This window comes from Amycolatopsis sp. NPDC004747, from assembly GCF_053601335.1.
In genome coordinates this window covers 325500-344996 of the sequence record NZ_JBSGBQ010000001.1, presented here as the reverse complement: position 1 = coordinate 344996, position 19497 = coordinate 325500, and the positions used below count along the sequence as shown (strand labels likewise).

Sequence of the window (19497 nt, the reverse complement as noted above, 5' to 3'; positions counted from 1 at the left end):
GGCCGATCTGAGGCCGTCGGCGCCCTCGGATCGCGAACACGGGGACATGCGCACACATGTTCGACACCGGCTCGGCGGGAATCAGGCCGGCCACGGGAGCCCGTAGCGACGGATCGAGTGTCGCCGACCGCGCCACGCATACACGTTCAACCTCGGACAGCCTCGGTCAATTTCGTCACCGTGACGTTTTGAGGTCGAGTGACTGGACCCTGGACTCAAGCCCCTCAGGGGATCCTCTCAAGGCCTCGGATGGGTCGAATCGGGCCGGCAGCTTCACCGGGTGCCCTCAAAACCCTCACAGGAGCCGTCCTGGCGAAGCGAACACTCTCGCCGACCGAACACGGTCCGACCCCGGGTTCGGCACCCCTCCCGGGTCGTCCGCCCAGCAGGTCACCAAGTGCCGATAATGTACATTATGTCAAGTAACGTCAGTGCCAGTCACTGATCGCCACGTCCCGCGGGCTCGGGGCACCTTCCCCGGTCTCGACGAGCTGCTTGAGGCTCATCAGGTAGATCGCCCACTTGGTACTGCAGTGGTGCATGAACTCACCTGCCTCGCGCCAGCCTTCGTGCTTGAACAGGACGATCGTGTGGTCGGCGCGCTGCTCGAGTTCCCAGCGGATCGTCGTGCCGATCCACTCCGGCGGGCCGTCGACGACTTCCCAGCGGACGAGCCGGCCCGGGTCGAGTTCGAGGACCTTCATGTCGAAGCCGCCCGGGATGAAGCGGAAGGCGATGATGCCGCCGGGTTCGGTGTCCCCCTCGGTCTTCTCGGTCCACCAGTTCGAGAGGCCGTCGAGGGTGGTGATGGCTCGGTAGGTCTTGTCCGGGCTGGTGTCCTGGACGCCGATGCGGTGCAGGATGTCCATCTTCTACCGGTTCCTTTCGGTGTTCTTCTCGGTGTTCTTTTGAATGGTTTCGGCGATGTGCTTGATCCGGCGGAGCCTCGCGTCCCAGGCGTTGCCGACTTCGTTGAGCTGAGCGACGGCCCGGGCGAGCTGGGCTTCGTCGACGCGGAAGTGCCTTTCGCGGCCGGCGTTGCGGGCGTGGACGAGTCCGGCGCGGTCGAGGACGGCGAGGTGTTTGGCGACGGCTTGGCGGGTGACCGGGAGGTGTTCGCTGAGGCTGGTCGCGGTGCCGCTCCCCTCGTTCAGCAGGAGGTCGAGCATCCGGCGGCGGGTGGGGTCGCCGATGGCGGACCAGAGGTCGTCGTCCACGGTGGTGGTCACCGGGCGGCTCCCACCTTGGGGGCGTAGGTGGTCAGGCGGGGCAGGAAGTGGTCCCAGCCGCTGACGTGGTCGGCGTATTCGGCGGCGATCTTGGCTTCGTCCCAGCCTTGTTCGCGGAAGCCGGTTTCGGTCATGCGGAGGCGGGTGCCGGTGGCGGTGGGGTCGAGTTCGAAGACGACGAGGAAGGAGTTGCCGGGGGTGGCGGTCTCCCCTTCGGCGTGGGTCCACCGGAAGGAGAACAGCTTGTGCGGGATGGCGTCGACGACGGTGAAGCCGACTCGGGAGTCGCCGAAGCTGATGTGTCCCGCTCCCCCGGGTTCGGCGGGGTATTGGGCGTCGTCGGGCCACCATTCGCGGAGGTGCTGGGGGTTGCTCACGACGTCGAAGACGACTTCGGGGCTGGCGTCGATGTGGATTTCGCGTTCGAGTGTGCCGTGTTCCACGGGGGCTCCTTGTGCAACGTTTGGTTGCGTGTCACGTTAGCTCGCCGGGTGCGGATGTGCAACCTTCAGTTGCGCGAAGGTCCTTCTGGACCCAGGCGACGTCGCGCCAGGCGCCGTGTTTCCAGCCGACCCGGCGGTAGACGCCGGCGGGTTCGAAGCCGAGGGCTCGGTGGAGTCCCGCGCTGGCGTCGTTCGGCAGGGTCATGCCGGCGAAGGCGCGGCAGAACCCCCGCTCGCGCAGCCGCTCGAACAGTGCCTCGTAGAGGGCGCGGCCGGCGCCGGTGCGGCGGCGGCCTTGTTCGAGGTAGATGCTCGTTTCGCAGGACCAGCGGTAGGCGGCGCGTTCGGCGAAGCGGGTGGCGTAGGCGTATCCGGCGATCCGGTCCTGGTCTTCGAGGACGAACCAGGCGTGGGCGTGGCCGATGCGGCGGGCCATTTCGGTGGCGTCAGGTGGTTCGGTTTCGAAGGAAACGGCGGTGTCGGTGACGTAGGGGGCGTAGAGGGCGGCGCAGGCGGCGGCGTCCTGGGTGGTGGCGGCTCGAATCATGGCTCATATGGTAGCCAGAATGGCTCGTATAGTATCCACAGTTATGAGCGATCCCCTGACTGCCCGCCTTGCCGCCACGGTGTCCGCCGCCCGGGCCTCACGGGGTCTCTCGGCCGCTGCGCTCGCCGACCGGTCAGGGGTGTCGCGGGCGATGATCGGCAAGATCGAGCGGGGTGACGTGCAGCCGACGGCGGCGTTGCTGGCGAAGCTGTCGGCGGCACTGGGGCTGACGCTCTCGGAGCTGATCGCGCGGGCCGAGGGCGACGAGCGCCGGTTGGTGCGGGCGGCGGAGCAGCCGGTGTGGGTGGATCCGGACACCGGGTACCGGCGGCGGTCGGTCTCCCCCGCGGCCGGGCGGCCGCTGGAGCTGGTGGAGGTGGAGCTGCCGCCCGGGGTGGAGGTGCCGTTGACGTCGGGGACGTATGCGTTCCTGCACCAGCAGATCTGGGTGCTGGCGGGGCACCTGCGGTTCCACGAGGGCGCGCAGGTGCACGAACTGGAGGCCGGCGACTGCCTGCAGCTGGGGCCGGCGGCGGACTGCGTGTTCGCGAATCCGGGGGCGGTGCCGTGCCGGTACCTGGTGGCGCTGGTGAAGCGCCCGGCGTGATCAGCGGGAGGTGAGCCGCAGGGCGGCGACGGAGGAGTCGAGCCAGGCGGCGAGGAAGCGGTCCGGAGCGAGGTCGCCGGGCGTGTGTCCGATGAGGACGTCGAGGATCGGGTAGTAGGTCAGGGCCGCGACGAGCACGGCGGCGGTGGCCTCGGGGTCGCTCACGTCGGCTCTCCCCTGGTCTCGCAGGGCGGTGATCCACTCGGTCCCGCGTCGGTAGACGGTGGCGACCACGCCCTGCCACATCTGCTCGAAGAGCTCCGGGAAGCCGGTGAATTCGCGGATCATCAGGCGGATGAGGTCGCGGTCGGCGGCCATGAAGGCCCAGACGACGTCGGCGAGCAGGCGCAGGGCTTCACGGGGGTCGTCCGGCAGCTGGCCGCCGGCAGTGGAGGCCGTGCGGGCGGCCAGGCGCTCGAGGTTGTCGTGGACGGCGGCTTCGAGGAGGGCGGCTTTGGACGGGAAGTGCTTGTAGAGAGCGCCGCTGCCGGGGTGGAGGCCGCAGGCGGCCTGGATGTCGGCGACGGAGGTGGCGTCGTAGCCGCGGGTGGCGAAGAGGTGGACGGCTTCGTCGAGGATGCGGCGGCGGGTGACGCCCGGGGTTGTTCGAGCCATAGTGAGAAACTACTCTCTTTCTATGGTCGAGGTGATCGTGGAAGAGAGCGTGTCGTGCCCGCCCGAAGCCTTCCTGGCGCTGGTCATGGACCCGCGGCGGTACGCCGAGGTCGACCGGAAGCTGGGCCGGATCGACTGGGTGCACCGCGACGGCGACGTGACCGAGTTCCGGTTCCGTTCGGCGCTGCCCGGGCTCGGTCCGGGGCCGAAGGTCGTGTCCCGGATGACGCTGACCCCGGGACGACGGGTCGACGTCCGGCTGCCCGACGTGCCGGAGAACCGCCTCGCGCGTCGGGTCTCGACGTTCGAGGCGCACTTCGAGTGCGTCCCCGCCGGCGGAGGGATCCGGGTGCGGCGGCGGATCGCGTTCGGGTTCGCCGCTCCCCTGCGCTGGCTGGTCGAGCCGGTTCTGCGACGACGGCTGCGGGCGGACGTCGAGGCCGAGGTGCGGGGTGCGAAGCGGCTGCTCGAGCGTTGACTGAAGCAATGAATCAGTGCTTCACTTCTTGACGTGCCCTACCGCCGCACCCCCAAAGTGCAGGAACGTCTCGACGCCCAGCGCGAGACGATCGTCGCCGCGGCGACCCGGCGGCTGGCCGAACACGGCTACAGCGGGTGCTCCGTCGCCGCGGTGGCCGAGCGGGCCGGGGTCGCCGTCGGCAGCGTCTACCGGCACTTCCCCACCAAGGCCGACCTGGTCGTGCACGTGTTCCGGCAGGTCGTGACGCGGGAGGTCGAAGCGGTCCGGACGGCGTCGGCGACGGCGGGTGCGCCGGCCGAGCGGGTCCTGGCCGCGGTCGACACCTTCGCCCAGCGGGCGCTCAAGGCGCCGAAGCAGGCGTATGCCCTGCTCGCCGAGCCGGTCGACGCGCTCATCGACGCCGAGCGGCTGGAGTTCCGGCGGGCCTACACCGAGGTGATCGCCGAGCACGTCGCCGCCGGGGTCCGGGACGGCTCGCTGCCGCCCCAGGACGGCAGGCTGACGGCCGCCGCGCTGGTCGGCGCCGCCGCCGAAGTCCTGATCGGGCCGTTGACCAGCGGAAACGCCGGTGACGTCGCCGAACTCCGCACATTCATCCTTCGCGCTCTAGGAGGTTCCGATGCCCGCCACGCATGAGGTCACCAACCAGGTCCCGCCGCTGGCCGGCCACGACGTCGCCGACGACCCGGCGCTGCTGGCCGGGCTCGAGCGCGCCGGCGCGGGCTGGGCGGCGGGCGAGCTCCACGAACTGGGCCGGCTGGCCGGGACCGAACAGGCCCAGGAGTGGGGCCGGCTGGTCAACGAGAACGAGCCGGTGCTGCGCACGCACGACCGGTACGGCCACCGGGTCGACGAGGTCGAGTTCCACCCGTACTGGCACGAGCTGATGCGGGTCGCGACGAGCCACGGCCTGCACGGCACGCCGTGGCGGGACCCGCGCGAGGGCGCGCACGCGGCGCGGGCGGCGAAGTTCTACGTCTGGGGGCAGGTCGAGGCCGGGCACAGCTGCCCGATTTCGATGACCTACGCGGCGATCCCGGCGTTGCGCGCGAACCCGGAGCTGGCGGCGCGGTACGAGCCGCTGCTGGCGGCCACCGAGTACGACTTCGGGCTGCGCGAGCCCGGCACCAAGCGTGGCCTGCTCGCGGGCATGTCGATGACCGAAAAGCAGGGCGGCTCGGACGTCCGGGCGAACACCACGACCGCGACCCCGGCCGCCGACGGCAGCTACACCCTGGTCGGGCACAAGTGGTTCACCTCGGCGCCGATGTGCGACCTGTTCCTGACGCTGGCGCAGGCACCGGGCGGGCTGTCGTGCTTCCTGCTCCCCCGCGTGCTGCCGGACGGCTCGCGCAACCGGATCCTGCTGCAGCGGCTGAAGGACAAGCTCGGCAACCGGTCGAACGCGTCGTCGGAGATCGAGTACGACCACGCGGTCGGCTGGCTGGTCGGCGAGGAGGGCCGCGGGGTCCGCACGATCATCGAGATGGTCAACAACACCCGGCTGGACTGCACGCTGGGCAGCGCGTCCGGGATGCGGCTGGGTGCGGTCCGCGCGGTGCACCACGCCACGCACCGGCGTGCGTTCGGCAAGGCGCTGGTGGACCAGCCGCTGATGGCGAACGTGCTGGCCGACCTGGTGGTCGAGTCGGAGGCGGCGACGACGGTGGCGATGCGGCTGGCCGCGGCAGGCGACCGGCGGGAGGACGCGCAGGAGCAGGCGTTCCGGCGGCTGGGGCTGGCGGTGTCGAAGTACTGGGTGTGCAAGCGGGCGCCGGTGCACGCCGCCGAGGCACTGGAATGCTTCGGCGGCAACGGGTACGTCGAGGAGTCGGGGATGCCGCGGCTCTACCGGGAGGCGCCGCTGTCGTCGATCTGGGAGGGCTCGGGCAACGTCGCGGCGCTGGACGCGTTGCGCGCGATGGGCCGGCAGCCGGAGTCGGTGGCGGCGTTCTTCGCCGAGGTCGAGCAGGCCGCCGGCGGTGACGCCCGGCTCGACGACGCCGTGGACCGCGTCCGCAAGGAACTGACCGATCTGGACGGCATCGAGTACCGGGCGCGGCGGCTGGTCGAGGCGATGGCGCTGGTGCTGCAGGGCTCGCTGCTGGTGCGCCACGGCCACCCCGCGGTGGCGGACGCGTTCTGCGCGTCGCGCTTCGGCGGCGACTGGGGCATCGCGTTCGGCACGCTCCCGGCCGGCGTCGACACGGGAGCGATCATCGAGCGCGCGGCGGTCCGCTAACCGCGTTCGGCCCGCTGCTTGGCCAGTTCCTCGACCGCGCTGGGCAGGGTCTCCTCGAAGTCGATCAGCTTCGCCCAGGTCGGGGTGACCACGATCCGGACCATGCCGTCGTAGAGCGAGCGCACCTCGCGTTCCCATTCGGCGCGCTGCTCGGGGGTCATCTCGTAGGTGCCGTTCATCTGCAGGTACTCCTCGGGGATGCCGTCGACGACGTCCAGGTCCGCGCGGCCGCGGAGGAGGAGGATCTTGGGCGGGTGCACCTCGGTGTCGATGGTCAGCGCGACCGCCGGGTTGGCGCGCAGGGACGCCAGCTTCGGGGCGTTCTTGGTGGTGCACATGACGATCTCGGTGCCGTTCCAGGTGAAGGCGATCGGGATGGTGCGCGGGGTGCCGTCCTGCGCGACGTAGGCCAGCCGGGCGATGTCGCGGGCCAGCAGGTCGCGGCTGTGCGGCTTGGCGAGCACCTGGGCGATTTCGTCCTGCTGCATGGTCGTCTCCTTCTCCGGTCGCGGCCTTCGTGGCCGCTGTTGTCCCGGGGACGGAGCCGCCGGTGCGTTCTCGACACGCGCCGGGGAAGATTTTTCAGCGGCCGAGGGCGCCGAGGGCGCCGGCGACCGCGGCGGCCCTGAGTTCGGCGACCGGGACGTCGGGGAACTGCATGCAGACGTCCTGCAGGCCGCCGAGGGCCAGGATGGCCCTGGCCTGCTGTTCGAGCGTCGGTTCCGGGCCGCAGATCAGCTCGGTGAGCCGGGTCCGCCAGCCCAGGACGCGGTCGATGAGCCCGAGGTCGGCCAGGGTGGGCATCTCGGCCAGCAGCATGACGACGTCGGCGCGGTGGCGGTGGTTGAAGTCGAAGAAGCCTTCGATCAGCTCGCGCACCGGCGCGTTGCCGCGGGCTTCCTGGTCGAGGAGGAACTTCTCGCCGTCGTCGAGCAGCGGCTGGACGATGCTGCGGACCAGGTCTTCGCGGGACGGGAAGTGGTAGTAGAGCGCCGGTTTGGTGATGCCGAGCCGGTCGGCGATGTCCTGCAGGCTGGTGCGCTGGACGCCTTGGCTGGTGAACAGGTCGCGGGCGACGTCGAGGATGCGCTGCTTGGTGTCGGAGGGCTTCGGCACCGCCCCAGCATAACTGACTTAACGATAGGTAAGGAACTGTGGTACAACTTACCTACCGTTAAGTCAGGGAGGTACTCATGCGGATCCTCGTCTCCGGCGCCAGCATCGCCGGACCGGTGCTGGCGTACTGGCTCACCCGGCACGGCTTCGACGTCACCGTGGTCGAGCGCGCGCCCGCGCTGCGCAAAACCGGCGGCCACGCCGTCGACCTCTTCCGGCCGGCCATGGACATCACCGAGAAGATGGGCGTCCTCCCGCGCGTGCGGGCCGTCGCCACCGGCACGAACCGGATGACGGTGCACCGCGAAGGCAGCGCCCGGCCCATCCAGGTCGACCTGGCGAAAGTCTTCCAGGCAGCGTCCGACCGGCACGTCGAGGTGATGCGCGACGACCTCAGCGAGATCTACTACGACGCCGGCCGCGACGACGTCGAGTACCTCTTCGGCGACTCGATCACCGCCATCTCCCCCGACGGCGACGTCACCTTCGAGCACGCGCCGGCGCGCCGCTTCGACGTCGTCGTCGGCGCCGACGGGCTGCACTCGAACGTCCGGCGCCTGGTGTTCGGGGAAGAAGCCGGGCTGACGACGTTCATCGGCGCGTACCTGGCCGTGCTGTCCCTGCCGGAGACCTTCGGCCTCGACGGCGAAGCCATCACGCACGTCGGTCCCGGCCGCTCCGCCTCGATCTACAGCGCCGCGCACCTGACCGACGCGCGCGCGGTGTTCCTGTTCCGCCGCGACGAGCCGCTCGACTACCACCACCGGGACGTCCCCCGGCAGCAGCAGCTGCTCCGGGCAGCGTTCTCGGGCATGCACCCGCAGGTCGACGGCTGGCTGGCCGGGCTCGACGGGCCGGGCCCGTTCTACTTCGACTCGATCACCCAGCTCCGGCTGGACACCTGGTCCCGCGGAAGGGTGACGCTCGTCGGCGACGCCGGCTACTGCCCCGGCCCGGCCGTCGGCGGCAGCACGAGCCTCGCGGTGCTCGGCGCGTACGTCTTGGCCGGAGAACTGGCCGTGGCCGGCGGAGACCACGAGCGCGCCTTCGCCGCCTACGAGCGGGAGATGCGTGAGCTGGTGCGCCGCAGCCGCGCCTTCGCCGTGGGTGCGGCGCGCAGCCTGATCCCGGCTTCACGGGCCGGGGTGTGGGCGCTGGCCCGCGGTGGGCAGCTGGTCTCGGCGCTGCCGGCCGGCCTGACGCGGTCACTCGCCAAGCTCAACACCGGCGGCGTGCGCATGCACGACTCGATGCGGGTCAAGGACTACGCGGTGAAGACGAGGGCTTGACGCTGGAGGGGACCCGTTCGTGGCAGCCCCCTCCAGCTTCGACAGCGGGTGGGAGGTCACCGGCGGAAACCGGGCGGGCGCGCGGGAGAGCCCGCGCGCCCGCACCCCCAGTGGCCCGGCGGAACCCGCCGTCGAGGGACAGGAGACAACGAGTACCGCGCTGGATACCGGGAAAACTGGCGGATTTCCACCCGGTACGGCGGCACCCGCTCACCGGGTGCCCGGAGCCGGTTCCGCTCACCGGCGAACGCGGATCGCCCGGCCGATGCACCCAGCGGAGCACCGCCGATTCCGGTCGGCGCAAGCAACCGGCTCGGCTCAGCAGCGACCGCTGCCCAAGCGCTCAGCCCACCAGCAACCCCGGGTCGCTTTCCGGCGCTCCCGCGGGCCACCACTCCTCCCCTTCGCGCCGGTACGGGTGCCACCGGCCCCGGCGGTCCAGCCGCAGCTGCACCTCACCCACCGTGCAGTGGTTCCGCTCGAACACCGGCTCCCCCTCGACCTCCGCCAGCGCCGCTCGTGCCGCCGCCATCACCGCTTTCGGCGGAGACCACGGTGTCCGGAGCACTTCCAGCCCGTCCGGCCCGCCGAACCGCCACGCCGCGACCGCCCGCGCGAAGCCCGGCCCCGAACCCAGCCGCCCGGCCGCCTCGGGGAACTCCGCGGCCAGACGCACCGCGTCGTGCCGTCGGCCGGTGAGCGTTCGTCCCGCCAGCAGTGCCTGTGCCCGGCCGGCCGCGTTGGCCGTCAGCAGCGCGAACGCCTCGGCCGGCACGCCCGGCGCCGCCGGGATCGACGGGGCTCCCGACGGGCCGAACTCCGCCAGGTCGGGCAGCTCGCCCGGGACCCGGTCCGCCGCCGGCTCCGCGTCGGGCGCCGGTGCAGTGCGGCTCTCCAGCTCGTCCCGGATCTCCCGCTCGCCCTTGCCGCGCATCAGCAGCAACAGGAACGGGTCCGCGTCCAGCAGCCACGACGTCTGGAACGACAACGCCGCCGCGTGCCGGCACGGCAGCTCCCACCCGGGGCAGTCGCATTCGGGGTCGAGGTCGCCGATGCCGGGCAGCAGCTCGACGCCGGCCACTTCGGTCAGCTCGGGCGGCAGGTCGCGGTCCAGCAGGGCCGCCAGGTGCCCGGCGCGGGCGGCGACCCGGTCCAGCAGCCGCGTCCAGTCCGCCTCCGGCAGTTCCGCCAGCCGCAGCCGGGTGCGGTACGGCCCGCCGTCGGCGTCCTCGACCGTCGCCGCGATCCGGCCCGGGCTGATCGTGATCGGGCCGACCAGGCCGGCCGCGGCATACTTGCGGCCCTGCTTCAGCTGACGCAGGTCCAGCGCGGTGTCCTCCATCGCGCGCACCCACGCCCGGCCCCACCACGAACGGGCCAGGTGCCCGCCCGCGCCGAACGCGGGGAAGCCGCGTACCCGGTCGTCGCTCATCGGCGGCTCCTCAGTTCGACGAGCTCGGCCAGCTCGGTGTCCGACAGTTCCGTCAACGCCGCCTCGCCACCGGCCAGCACCGCATCGGCCAAGGCCCGCTTCTCCCGCAGCATCGCCGCGATCCGGTCCTCCACCGTGCCCTCGGCGACGAGCCGGTGCACCTGCACCGGCCGGGTCTGGCCGATCCGGTACGCCCGGTCGGTCGCCTGGTCCTCCACCGCCGGGTTCCACCAGCGGTCGAAGTGCACGACGTGATCGGCCCGGGTCAGGTTGAGCCCCGTCCCCGCCGCCTTCAGCGACAGCAGGAACACCGGCACCTCGCCGTTCTGGAACCGCGCCACCAGCTCTTCGCGCCGGGGCACCGGCGTGCCGCCGTGCAGCAGCTGCGTCGCGATCCCGCGCCCGGCCAGGTGCTTCTCCAGCAACCGGGCCATCGCGACGTACTGGGTGAACACCAGCACCGCGCCGCCGGCGGCGAGGATCGTGTCCAGCAGCTCGTCGAGCAGCTCCACCTTCCCCGACCGGCCGCCCGGCTCCTTGAGGTACTGCGCCGGGTGGTTGCAGATCTGCTTGAGCGCGGTCAGCAGCTTGACGATCCGGCCGCGCCGGGCCATCCCGTCACTGGCGGCGATGTCGGCCATCATCTCCCGCACGACCGCCTCGTACAGCGCCACCTGGTCCGCGGTGAGCGCCACCGGCCGGTCGGTCTCGGTCTTCGACGGCAGCTCGGGCGCGATCCCCGGATCGGACTTGCGCCGCCGCAACAGGAACGGCCGCAGCAACCGCGAAAGCCGCTCGGCCGCCGCGGCGTCCCCGGCCTCGATCGGCTTCGCCCACCGCGTCCGGAACTCGGCCGGCGACCCCAGCAGCCCGGGCGCGGTCCAGTCGAGGATCGCCCACAGCTCCGAGAGCGTGTTCTCCACCGGCGTCCCGGTCAACGCCACCCGCGCCGCCGCCGGCACCAGCCGCAGCGCCTTCGCCGTGCCCGAGCGGTGGTTCTTGACGTGCTGGGCCTCGTCGGCCACCAGCAGCCCCCACCGCACCGCGGCCAGCGGCGCGGGATCGGTGCGCAGCGTGCCGTAGGTCGTGAGGACGAACCCGGCGGCGTCCTCGACGTCCTCGAGGGAGCGGGCGCTGCCGTGGAAGCGCCGCACCGGGACGCCGGGGGCGAACCGGCGGATCTCGCGTTCCCAGTTGCCCAGCAGCGACGCCGGGCACACCACCAGCGTCGCTCCCGAAGCCCGGTGCAGGTGCAGCGCGATCAGCGTGACCGTCTTGCCCAGCCCCATGTCGTCGGCGAGGCACCCGCCGAGGCCGAGCCCGGTGACGGTGGCCAGCCACTGCAGCCCCCGCAGCTGGTAGTCCCGCAGGGCCGCGGCCAGCCCGGCCGGCGGGGCCTGCGGTTGCGGCGGCGCGGACAGCCGTTCCCGCAGCCGCGCCAGCCAGCCGTCGGTGACGACCTCGACCACTTCGCCCTCGACTTCGGTGGTCCCGGACAGCACCGCACCCAAGGCGTCGACCGGCGTCAGCGGCTTGAGCGCCCGCTCCCGTGCCTTCGCCGCCAGCGCCGGGTCGACCAGCACCCACCGCTCGCGCAGCCGCACCACCGGACGGCGTGCCTCGGCGAGCGCGTCCAGTTCCGCCTCGGTCAGCACTTCGCCGCCCAGCGCCAGCTGCCAGTCGAACGCCAGTGCGTGCCCGCCGCCGAAGAACGACGGCAGGTCGCCCGGGGTGTCCCCGGCGCGGACGACGGCCCGCGCGGACAGCGAGCCCGCCAGCTCGGCCGGCCAGTGCACGTCGATCCCGGCCGCCGCCAGCTGCGGACCCGCGGCCGCGACCAGCTCGGTGACGTCGTCCTCGCCCAGCTCCAGCTCGGCCGGCACCGCCGAGGTCAGCAGCGGGCCCAGCGCCGGCCACACCTGCGCGCCGCGGCGCAGCGCCAGCAGGACGTCGATGCGGGCCCGCGGCCCGAACCGCCCGGTCTCCCACAGCTCCGCCGCGTCGGCGAGCTGCCCCGGATCGGCCAGGCTGTGCACCTGGACCACGGCGTGGAAGCGGCCGGCCTCGAACCCGCCGGGTGCCTCGATCCGCAGCGACACCCGGATCCCCGAGTCCAGGCCCGCGGCCAGTTCGCCCGCCCAGTCGCGCAGGGCTTCCGCGCGCTGCGGCGCGACGGCGGCGAACAACCGCGTCCCGGCGGCTTTGGCCGCGGCGGGCGTGCGGGGCAAGGTGTCGGCGACCGCGTCGAGGAACGCCCGCAGCAGCGGTCCCGGCGCGCGCTCGTCCGGTGGCATCGCGGCCGCGAGGTCCCGCAGCCACGCGGCCTCCGCCGGTTCCAGCGGGCCGACGCGCCAGGCGTCGTGCCCGGCGGCGGTGACGCCCGGCAGCAGCCGGCCCGCCGCCACCAGCCGCAGCGCGGCCTGGGCGGCCGTCGCCCAGAACCCGCCGGCGCCCAGCAGTTCCGGCAGACCGTCGGCAATGGTCAGGTCACGGCCGTCGACCAGCAGGCGGCCCGCCCGCGGTGGTTCGCCCGGCTCGAAGCAGACGTTCAGTTCCCCAGCCTCCCGTACCGGCGCACCGACAACGGCACGAACACCGCCAGCAGCACCAGCGGCCAGACCACCGCCATCGCCACCGCGTGCGCACCCACCCAGGACGTGCCGGCCGCGCCCGGGTTGCCGAACAGCACCCTCGCCGCGGTCACCGTCGAAGACAACGGGTTCCACTCCGCCACGGTTCCCAGCCACGCCGGCATCGTCGAGGTCGCCACGAACGCGCTGGAGAGGAACCCGAACGGGAACTCCAGGGTTTGCGCCAGCGTCACCATCGACGGGTCCGAGGTCAGCAGGCCCAGGTAGATCCCGGCCCACACCAGCGCGGTCCGCAGCAGGAGCAGCAGGCCGAGCGCGGCGAGGGTCTCGCCGAGGCTGCCGTGCGGGCGCCAGCCGACGGCGAACCCGCAGCCGACGAGCACCGCCAGCGCGAGCACGGCGTTGACCAGGTCCGCCGCCACCCGCCCGGTGAACACCGCCGACGGTGCCATCGGCAGCGACCGGAACCGGTCGGTGACGTCCTTGCCGGTGTCGTCCAGCACCGCGACCATCGTCCCCGACAGCCCGAAGGCCATGGTCATCGCGAACATCCCCGGCATCAGGAACTCCTGGTAGGAGCCCCCGCCGGGCACGCTCATCCCGCCGCCGAGCAGGTAGGCGAAGATGAGCACCATCAGGATCGGGAACGCCACGACCCCGGCCAGCCGGGCCGGGCGCCGCGCCAGCTGTGCCAGGTAGCGCTGGGTCAGCGTCCAGCCGTCTTCGACCGCCCACCTCATCGCGCCACCTCCGCCCGGCCGGTCAGCTGCAGGAACACCTCGTCCAGCGTCGGCTGCCGCAGCGCCACGTCGGCGAACGCCAGCTCGGTCGCCGCCAGCTCACGCACGACGTCGGTCAGCATCGACGGCTCGGCCGGCGCGCTCACCCGCAGCTCTTCGGTGACCGGCTCGGCCCCGGTGACCCGGGCCAGCAGCCCCGCCGCGGCGCCGAGGGCGGCGGAGTCGGCGAGGTCGGTGAGCACCAGCTCGATCCGGGTCGCCCCCAGCGAGCCCTTCAGCTGCGCCGGGCTGCCTTCGGCGATCACCCGGCCGTGTTCGACCAGCGAGATGCGGTCGGCCAGCTGGTCGGCCTCCTCCAGGTACTGGGTCGTGAGCAGCACCGTCGTACCGTCCGCGACCAGCGCCCGCACCGCCCGCCAGACCTCGGCGCGGCTGCGTGGGTCCAGCCCGGTCGTCGGCTCGTCCAGGAACAGCACCTGCGGGGCCGCCAGCAGCGAGGCGGCCAGGTCGAGCCGCCGCCGCATCCCGCCGGAGTAGGCCGACACCGGCTTCGACCCGGTGTCGGCCAGACCGAACCGGTCGAGCAGGTCGTCGGCGCGGCGGGCGGCTTCGGCGCGGCCCAGGTGGTGCAGCCGCCCGAACAGGACCAGGTTCTGCCGCCCGGACAGGATTTCGTCGACGGCGGCGTGCTGGCCGACCAGCCCGATCGCCGAGCGCACTTTCGCCGGCTCGGTGGCGACGTCGAACCCGGCCACGCGGGCGACGCCGCCGTCGTGCCGCAGCAGCGTGGAGAGCACGCGGACCGCGGTGGTCTTGCCCGCGCCGTTGGGTCCCAGCAGGCCGCACAGGGTGCCGGCCGGGACGGAGAGATCGAACCCCTCGAGGGCGTACGCGTCGCCGTAGCGCTTGCGCAGTCCCTCGGCGTGAATGTGCGGAGTCATCCTGCCCCTCTAACTCTGTACGGTGTACGAAGAAGAGGTTAGCACAACTCTGTACGTTGTACGGAAATCAGGTGGGCAGAATGGGCGGCGTGCACACGCAGGACAACGGGGACGGCGACCCGCGCCGGGCGATCGAGCTGCTCTGGGGCGTCTCGGCACCCCCGCGCCGCGGCCCCAAGCCGAAGCTGGCCACCGCCGACGTCGTACGCGCGGCGGTGGCGCTGGCCGACGCCGACGGCATCGAAGCCGTCACCATCCGCCGGGTCGCCGAGCAGCTCGGCGTCGCCCCCATGTCGCTCTACACCTACGTCCCGGGCCGCGCCGAGCTGCTGGACCTGATGATCGACCACGCCCACGGCGAACTGGCCGCCCTCGAAGACGGGCTCGGCTGGCGGGCCGCGCTGACCGCCCTCGCCGAGGACCAGTGGGCACTGCTGCACCGCCACCCCTGGCTGCTGCAGGTCACCACCAGCCGCTCGGCGCTGGGCCCGCACAGCTTCGCCAAGTACGAGCGCGAGCTGCGCGCGATCGAGGGCATCGGCCTCGGCGACGTCGAGATGGACGCCGTGGTCGGCCTCGTCACCGGCCTGGTCCGCACCACCGCGCGCAGCTCGCTCGACAACGCCCGCCTGGTCCGCGCCACCGGGATGACCGACGCCCAGTGGTGGGAGCGCGCCGCGCCGGTGCTGGCCGGCATCCCGGCCGCCGACGCGGCGCACTACCCGATCTCCTCCCGCGTCGGCCAAGCCGCCGGCGAAGCCCACGAAGCCGCCGAGAACCCGGCCTACACCTTCCGCTTCGGCCTGGCCCGCGTCCTCGACGGCATCGAAGCGCTGGTCCTACAGCGCCAGCAGTAGCCGTGCGGGACGCCAGGTGCCGCCGTCGGGCGCCCGGGGGACGTCCTCGGTCAGCGCCAGGCCGGGGAAGCGGGCGAACAGCGACGACAACGCCACCTCGGTCTGCACCCGCGAGATCGAGGCGCCCAGGCAGAAGTGCGGCCCGTGCGAGAAGCCCAGCTGCGCCGGCCCCGAACGGGTGATGTCGAAGCGGTCCGGGTCGGCGAACGCCCGCGGGTCGCGGTCGGCGGCCACCATCGCCGCCGTCACCCGCTCGCCCTTGCCGATCACCTGCCCCTCGATCTCGACGTCCTCGCGCGCGAACCGCGGCGTGGTCAGCAGCTGCGGGCTGCAGAAGCGCATCAGCTCCTCCACCGCCCCCGGCCACAACCCGGCGTCGGCACGCAGCAGAGCCAGCTGGTCCGGGTGCCGCAGCATCGTCTCCACGGAGTTGGCGATGAGGTTCACCGGCGTCTGCCCGCCCAGCACCAGGTGCCAGACCAGGGTGACCAGCTCGGTGTCGGTGAGCCGGTCGCCGTCCTCCTCCTGCACCCGCACCAGATCGCCGATGAGGTCGTCGCCCGGCTCGGCCCGGCTGCGCGCCACCGCCTCCTTCGCGCCTTCGACGATCGCCGGGATCGCCGCGGCGAAGTCCGGACCCATCCCGCTCGCGACCGCGGCCCCGTACCCGCGCCAGCGCGGCCGATCGGCCTCGGGGATGCCCACCAGCTCGCAGATCACGTCGATCGGCAGCGGCCGCGCGAAGTGCGGCACCAGGTCGACGACGCCGTCTTCGGCGTGTCCGGGCAGCCCGTCGAGCAGCCGCGCGGTGATCGCCGCCAGCCGCGGCCGCAGCTGCGCGGCCCGCTTCGGCGTGAACGCCGGGGCCACCAGCCGCCGCAGCCGCAGGTGCTCGGGCCCGTCCTTCTCCGACATCGTCTCCAGGTACTGCAGGCAGTGCTCGGGAACGCCAGGCGGGCGCAGGAAGCTGCCGGAGTTCACCTCGAACCGGGTGTCGGTCAGCATCGCGCGAGCTTCGGCGTAGCGGGTCAGGGCCCAGAACGGGCCGAAGCCGGGGATGACCAGCTTGGCCACCGCGCCCTGTTCCCGCGCGTGGTCGTAGGCGGTGAACGGGTCGGTCAGCACCTTCGGGTCGGTCAGGTCGATCTCGGGGGTCATCCACCACTCCAGATGTTGAAATCAGATGTTCTTATCATCTCAGTGGTCACGGTATCTTGGCTCGCGACCCCGCGGCAAGGAGGACGATTGGTCAGGCTCAGCAGGGCGGAGACGCAGGAACGCAACCGCGCGAAGGTGCTCACCGCCGCCCGCGACGAGTTCGCCCGCCGCGGCTTCCGCGAGGCGAAGATCGACGTCATCGCCGAACGCGCCGAACTCACCCGCGGCGCGGTCTACTCCAACTTCGCCGGCAAACGTGCCCTGTACTTCGCCGTCCTGGCCGACCTCGCCGAACGCGCGCCCCGGCCCGCCACCCCACCGGCGGACCCCACCGCGGCCGACGTCCTCGCCGCCTTCGCCCGCGCCTGGATCGCCCGGCTCCCGCTGGCCACCGACACCGACAGCGAAGAAGCCCGGCTCGCCCGCGACCTGCTGCCCGAAGTCCTCGCCGACGAGCACACCCGACGGCCGTTCGCCCAGCTCATGCGCGTCGACGCGATCCTGCTCGGGCTCGCCCTCGAACGCACCCGCCCGGGACGGCGGCTCGTGCGGGTCGCCGAAGCCGCGCTCACCACACTGCACGGCGCGAGCCAGCTCGCCGCCGCCGCACCCGGCTTCGGCGAACCGTTCCACCTCGTCACCGCCTGCGCCGCACTGCTCGAACTCGACCTGGACGACGACTGGCCGGCCGAGCCGCCGATCACCGCCCAGGCCCGGTCCGACGACCGGCCGTGGGACCCGCCGACGGCCACCGACCTGCTGACCGGCGAAACCTTCCGGCCCGGCGACGGCGTCACCGCCGTCCTCGGCCTGCACCGCGCCGCCGCCTTCGAAGAAGCCGTCCGCACCGGCGCCGACGTCACCGCCGTGCTCGTCACCAGCGACCCCGGCGAGCTCGCGCCACTGGCCCGCCTCGCCGTCGCCGACCTGCGCGGCTGCCTCGACCAGGCGATCGCGCCCCCGGCCCGGCCCCGGCTGCGGCTGGTCTGCGACGCCGGCGGCGAACTGGCCGCCGCGGCCGGCGTCACCGCCGTCAGCGACGCCACCGAGGCCGCCGTCCGCGTCGAAGACGGCCGGATCGTGGCGCGCGCCGAAGGGTTCGGCGCCTGCCACGCCGCAGCTGTCGGTCCCGGGCCGTCCCGTTCGTCGGAAGGGTGAAACCGGCGGAAGGAGCGAAGGTGGACGTCGAGACCGCGGTCGCCGCAGCGTTCCGGGAGGAGTGGGGCCAGGTCGTGGCCACGCTCATCCGGATCACCGGCGACTGGGACCTCGCCGAGGAATGCGCCCAGGAAGCCTTCGCCCAGGCCCTGCGCACCTGGCCCCGCGACGGCGTCCCCGCCTCCCCCGGCGCCTGGCTGACCACCGCCGCCCGCCACCGCGCCACCGACCGGCTCCGCCGCGACGCCGTCGGCGCCGCCAAGCTCCGGGAGGCCGCCCGCATGCCCGTCCCCGGCGAACCCGAACCCGACGACAGCGGCGTCACCGACGACCGGCTGCGGCTCATCTTCACCTGCTGCCACCCGGCACTGGCCACCGAAGCCCAGGTCGCGCTGGCCCTGCGCACCCTCGCCGGCCTGTCCACCGCCGAGATCGCCCGCGCCTTCCTCGTCCCCGAAGCCACCATGTCCCAGCGGCTCGTGCGGGTGAAGCGCAAGATCCGCCACGCCCGCATCCCCTACCGCGTCCCGCCCGCGCACCTGCTGCCCGAACGCACCACCGCCGTGCTCGGCGTGCTCTACCTGACGTTCAACGAGGGCTACTCCGCCAGCGCCGGCCCCGACCTGCTCCGCCCGGACCTCGCCACCGAAGCACTGCGGCTGGCCCGCGTCCTCGCCGAGCTGATGCCCGACGAACCCGAAGCACTCGGCCTGCTCGCCCTGATGCTGCTCCAGCACGCCCGCCGCGCCACCCGCGCCGACGCCGACGGCGTGCTCGTCCCCCTCGAAGAGCAGGACCGCACCCGCTGGGACACCGCCGCGATCACCGAAGGCACCACCGTGCTGGAGACCGCGCTGCGCCGCCGTCGCCCCGGGCCGTACCAGATCCAGGCCGCCATCGCCGCCTGCCACGCCACCGCCGCCCACGCCGCCGACACCGACTGGCCCCAGATCGCCGGCCTCTACGACCAGCTGCGCAAGCACGTCCCCAGCGCCGTCGTCGAACTCAACCGCGCCATCGCGATCGGCATGGCCGACGGCCCCGAAGCCGGGCTCGCCCTGCTCGACGCCCTGCCGCTGGCGGGCTACCACCTGCTGGCCGCCACCCGCGCCGACTTCCTCCGCCGCCTCGGCCGCCACGCCGAAGCCGCCCACTGGTACGCGAAAGCCCGCGACCTCGCCGGCACCGAAGCCGAACGGACCTACCTCACGCGAAGAATCTCGGAACTGGTGTCGGTCCCCGGCGGCGCCGTTCGTCGGTCGGGTGAAACCCGACCACCGGAGGAAACCCCATGACCACCCTCGCCGTCCCCGGCGCCACCCTCACCTACGACGTCCACGGCACCGGTCCCGCGCTGCTGCTGGTCCCCGGCGGCCCCGCCGACGCCCAGGTGTTCACCCACCTGCGGCCGCTGCTGGCCGAAGACCACACCGTCGTCACCTTCGACCCGCGCGGCCTGTCCCGCAGCCCCCTCGACGGCACCCCCGGCCCGGACCCCGTCGGCGACCACGCCGGCGACGTGCACCGGCTGCTGGCCGAGGTCGGCCCCGCCGACGTGCTGGCCAGCAGCGGCGGCGCGATCACCCTGCTCGAACTCGTGCGCCACCACCCCGCCGACGTCGGCACGGTCGTGCTGCACGAACCGCCGGTCACCCGGTACCTGCCCGCCCTCGACGGCCCGGACATCCCCGCCCTCTTCCGCGAACAGGGCCTCGCCGCCGCCTTCGCCGCGTTCATGAAGATCGTCGGCGTCGACCCCGCCCCGCCGCTCGACCCGCGCGCGGAAGGCAACTTCGCCTACTTCTTCGGCCACCTCATGCCCGCGACCGGCGCCTACGAACCGGACCTCGACGCACTGCGGGCCACCCCGGCGCGCCTGGTGGTCGCCGTCGGCGAAGAGTCCACCGCACTGCCGGTCCACCACGCCGCGCTCGGGCTGGCCGCGGCCCTAGGCGCCGACGTCGAGGTGTTCCCCGGCGGCCACGGCGGGTTCGACACCGACGCCGAAGCCTTCGCCGCGCGCCTGCGCGAAGTCCTGAAAGGATGCTGAC

21 protein-coding genes are annotated in these 19497 nt (G+C 72.9%); 9 read left to right on the top strand and 12 right to left on the bottom strand.

All coding sequences use genetic code 11. The features are described from left to right. Positions 1-428 precede the first annotated feature (428 nt). The 4 genes from ACWEGE_RS01465 to ACWEGE_RS01450 are packed head-to-tail and all read right to left on the bottom strand — an operon-like array spanning position 429 to position 2219. Complete coding sequence (locus tag ACWEGE_RS01465; protein ID WP_449658486.1) at positions 429-869, bottom strand: SRPBCC family protein; 441 nt, start codon at positions 867-869, stop codon at positions 429-431. A gap of 3 nt (positions 870-872) precedes the next feature. Further along, positions 873-1229: an ArsR/SmtB family transcription factor gene (locus ACWEGE_RS01460; RefSeq protein WP_449658485.1), complete on the bottom strand. Its 357-nt coding sequence runs from the start codon at positions 1227-1229 to the stop codon at positions 873-875. After that, a complete protein-coding gene (locus ACWEGE_RS01455; RefSeq protein ID WP_449658484.1) occupies positions 1226-1672 on the bottom strand; it encodes an SRPBCC domain-containing protein in 447 nt (148 codons plus the stop codon). The genes ACWEGE_RS01460 and ACWEGE_RS01455 overlap by 4 nt, the downstream gene beginning before the upstream one ends. A 31-nt stretch (positions 1673-1703) precedes the next feature. Continuing rightward, entirely contained in the window at positions 1704-2219 is a 516-nt protein-coding gene (locus tag ACWEGE_RS01450) for an N-acetyltransferase family protein (RefSeq protein WP_449658483.1), read from the bottom strand. Between the two features lie 43 nt (positions 2220-2262). Here ACWEGE_RS01450 and ACWEGE_RS01445 point away from each other — a divergent pair, with 43 nt between their 5' ends. Continuing rightward, on the top strand, positions 2263-2826 hold the full coding sequence (locus tag ACWEGE_RS01445; RefSeq protein WP_449658482.1) for a helix-turn-helix domain-containing protein: 564 nt from the start codon (positions 2263-2265) through the stop codon (positions 2824-2826). Here the strand turns inward: ACWEGE_RS01445 and ACWEGE_RS01440 are convergent, their stop codons facing one another. Next, positions 2827-3441 (bottom strand): TetR/AcrR family transcriptional regulator, encoded by a 615-nt coding sequence (locus tag ACWEGE_RS01440; RefSeq protein WP_449658481.1) that lies wholly within the window; start codon positions 3439-3441, stop codon positions 2827-2829. 22 nt (positions 3442-3463) lie between these two features. Between ACWEGE_RS01440 and ACWEGE_RS01435 the strand changes: the two genes are divergently transcribed. Genes ACWEGE_RS01435 through ACWEGE_RS01425 form a run of 3 tightly spaced genes read left to right on the top strand, consistent with a single transcriptional unit; the run spans position 3464 to position 6164 of the window. Next, a complete protein-coding gene (locus ACWEGE_RS01435) occupies positions 3464-3919 on the top strand; it encodes an SRPBCC family protein (RefSeq protein WP_449658480.1) in 456 nt (151 codons plus the stop codon). 33 nt (positions 3920-3952) lie between these two features. Beyond that, entirely contained in the window at positions 3953-4558 is a 606-nt protein-coding gene (locus ACWEGE_RS01430; protein ID WP_449658479.1) for a TetR/AcrR family transcriptional regulator, read from the top strand. Next, positions 4542-6164, top strand: coding sequence for an acyl-CoA dehydrogenase family protein (locus ACWEGE_RS01425; RefSeq protein WP_449658478.1), 1623 nt, complete (start codon positions 4542-4544; stop codon positions 6162-6164). Before ACWEGE_RS01430 ends, ACWEGE_RS01425 begins: the two co-directional genes overlap by 17 nt. Here ACWEGE_RS01425 and ACWEGE_RS01420 read toward each other — a convergent pair. Together ACWEGE_RS01420 and ACWEGE_RS01415 are read right to left on the bottom strand one after the other, a co-directional pair. Beyond that, complete coding sequence (locus ACWEGE_RS01420; protein ID WP_449658477.1) at positions 6161-6652, bottom strand: pyridoxamine 5'-phosphate oxidase family protein; 492 nt, start codon at positions 6650-6652, stop codon at positions 6161-6163. The genes ACWEGE_RS01425 and ACWEGE_RS01420 overlap by 4 nt on opposite strands. A 94-nt stretch (positions 6653-6746) precedes the next feature. Next, on the bottom strand, positions 6747-7280 hold the full coding sequence (locus ACWEGE_RS01415) for a TetR/AcrR family transcriptional regulator (RefSeq protein ID WP_449658476.1): 534 nt from the start codon (positions 7278-7280) through the stop codon (positions 6747-6749). Between the two features lie 77 nt (positions 7281-7357). On the opposite strand from ACWEGE_RS01415, the gene ACWEGE_RS01410 reads away from it, so the two are divergent. Continuing rightward, the gene (locus ACWEGE_RS01410) at positions 7358-8569 is read left to right on the top strand and encodes an FAD-dependent monooxygenase (protein ID WP_449658475.1); all 1212 of its coding nucleotides are present in this window, start codon (positions 7358-7360) and stop codon (positions 8567-8569) included. A gap of 343 nt (positions 8570-8912) precedes the next feature. Here the strand turns inward: ACWEGE_RS01410 and ACWEGE_RS01405 are convergent, their stop codons facing one another. From ACWEGE_RS01405 to ACWEGE_RS01390, 4 genes are read right to left on the bottom strand one after another with little or no spacing between them, the layout of a single operon-like run. Next, complete coding sequence (locus ACWEGE_RS01405; protein WP_449658474.1) at positions 8913-10001, bottom strand: SWIM zinc finger family protein; 1089 nt, start codon at positions 9999-10001, stop codon at positions 8913-8915. After that, positions 9998-12505 (bottom strand): DEAD/DEAH box helicase, encoded by a 2508-nt coding sequence (locus ACWEGE_RS01400; protein WP_449658682.1) that lies wholly within the window; start codon positions 12503-12505, stop codon positions 9998-10000. Before ACWEGE_RS01400 ends, ACWEGE_RS01405 begins: the two co-directional genes overlap by 4 nt. A gap of 44 nt (positions 12506-12549) precedes the next feature. Then, positions 12550-13332, bottom strand: a complete 783-nt coding sequence (locus tag ACWEGE_RS01395; protein WP_449658473.1) for an ABC transporter permease — start codon at positions 13330-13332, stop codon at positions 12550-12552. Further along, complete coding sequence (locus ACWEGE_RS01390) at positions 13329-14273, bottom strand: ATP-binding cassette domain-containing protein (RefSeq protein WP_449658472.1); 945 nt, start codon at positions 14271-14273, stop codon at positions 13329-13331. The genes ACWEGE_RS01395 and ACWEGE_RS01390 overlap by 4 nt, the downstream gene beginning before the upstream one ends. Before the next feature lie 80 nt (positions 14274-14353). Here ACWEGE_RS01390 and ACWEGE_RS01385 point away from each other — a divergent pair, with 80 nt between their 5' ends. Then, positions 14354-15130 carry a TetR/AcrR family transcriptional regulator gene (locus ACWEGE_RS01385; RefSeq protein WP_449658471.1) on the top strand — a complete coding sequence of 259 codons (777 nt, stop codon included), beginning with the start codon at positions 14354-14356 and terminating at the stop codon, positions 15128-15130. Here the strand turns inward: ACWEGE_RS01385 and ACWEGE_RS01380 are convergent. Next, positions 15113-16288 (bottom strand): cytochrome P450 family protein, encoded by a 1176-nt coding sequence (locus ACWEGE_RS01380; protein ID WP_449658470.1) that lies wholly within the window; start codon positions 16286-16288, stop codon positions 15113-15115. The two genes, ACWEGE_RS01385 and ACWEGE_RS01380, sit on opposite strands and share 18 nt — an antisense overlap. Positions 16289-16375: 87 nt before the next feature. Here ACWEGE_RS01380 and ACWEGE_RS01375 point away from each other — a divergent pair, with 87 nt between their 5' ends. Genes ACWEGE_RS01375 through ACWEGE_RS01365 form a run of 3 tightly spaced genes read left to right on the top strand, consistent with a single transcriptional unit; the run spans position 16376 to position 19496 of the window. After that, positions 16376-17446, top strand: a complete 1071-nt coding sequence (locus ACWEGE_RS01375; protein ID WP_449658469.1) for a TetR/AcrR family transcriptional regulator — start codon at positions 16376-16378, stop codon at positions 17444-17446. Positions 17447-17466: 20 nt separating this feature from the next. Further along, complete coding sequence (locus tag ACWEGE_RS01370) at positions 17467-18741, top strand: RNA polymerase sigma factor (protein WP_449658468.1); 1275 nt, start codon at positions 17467-17469, stop codon at positions 18739-18741. Next, positions 18738-19496, top strand: coding sequence for an alpha/beta fold hydrolase (locus tag ACWEGE_RS01365; RefSeq protein ID WP_449658467.1), 759 nt, complete (start codon positions 18738-18740; stop codon positions 19494-19496). The genes ACWEGE_RS01370 and ACWEGE_RS01365 overlap by 4 nt, the downstream gene beginning before the upstream one ends. The last annotated feature ends 1 nt before the right edge of the window (position 19497 follow it).

Coding starts and splice junctions, on each gene's coding strand:
- ACWEGE_RS01465 (WP_449658486.1), bottom strand. CDS start 869: ATGGACATCCTGCACCGCATCGGCGTCCAGGACACCAGCCCGGACAAG.
- ACWEGE_RS01450 (WP_449658483.1), bottom strand. CDS start 2,219: ATGATTCGAGCCGCCACCACCCAGGACGCCGCCGCCTGCGCCGCCCTC.
- ACWEGE_RS01445 (WP_449658482.1), top strand. CDS start 2,263: ATGAGCGATCCCCTGACTGCCCGCCTTGCCGCCACGGTGTCCGCCGCC.
- ACWEGE_RS01440 (WP_449658481.1), bottom strand. CDS start 3,441: ATGGCTCGAACAACCCCGGGCGTCACCCGCCGCCGCATCCTCGACGAA.
- ACWEGE_RS01435 (WP_449658480.1), top strand. CDS start 3,464: ATGGTCGAGGTGATCGTGGAAGAGAGCGTGTCGTGCCCGCCCGAAGCC.
- ACWEGE_RS01425 (WP_449658478.1), top strand. CDS start 4,542: ATGCCCGCCACGCATGAGGTCACCAACCAGGTCCCGCCGCTGGCCGGC.
- ACWEGE_RS01420 (WP_449658477.1), bottom strand. CDS start 6,652: ATGCAGCAGGACGAAATCGCCCAGGTGCTCGCCAAGCCGCACAGCCGC.
- ACWEGE_RS01410 (WP_449658475.1), top strand. CDS start 7,358: ATGCGGATCCTCGTCTCCGGCGCCAGCATCGCCGGACCGGTGCTGGCG.
- ACWEGE_RS01405 (WP_449658474.1), bottom strand. CDS start 10,001: ATGAGCGACGACCGGGTACGCGGCTTCCCCGCGTTCGGCGCGGGCGGG.
- ACWEGE_RS01395 (WP_449658473.1), bottom strand. CDS start 13,332: ATGAGGTGGGCGGTCGAAGACGGCTGGACGCTGACCCAGCGCTACCTG.
- ACWEGE_RS01390 (WP_449658472.1), bottom strand. CDS start 14,273: ATGACTCCGCACATTCACGCCGAGGGACTGCGCAAGCGCTACGGCGAC.
- ACWEGE_RS01385 (WP_449658471.1), top strand. CDS start 14,354: ATGGGCGGCGTGCACACGCAGGACAACGGGGACGGCGACCCGCGCCGG.
- ACWEGE_RS01380 (WP_449658470.1), bottom strand. CDS start 16,288: ATGACCCCCGAGATCGACCTGACCGACCCGAAGGTGCTGACCGACCCG.
- ACWEGE_RS01365 (WP_449658467.1), top strand. CDS start 18,738: ATGACCACCCTCGCCGTCCCCGGCGCCACCCTCACCTACGACGTCCAC.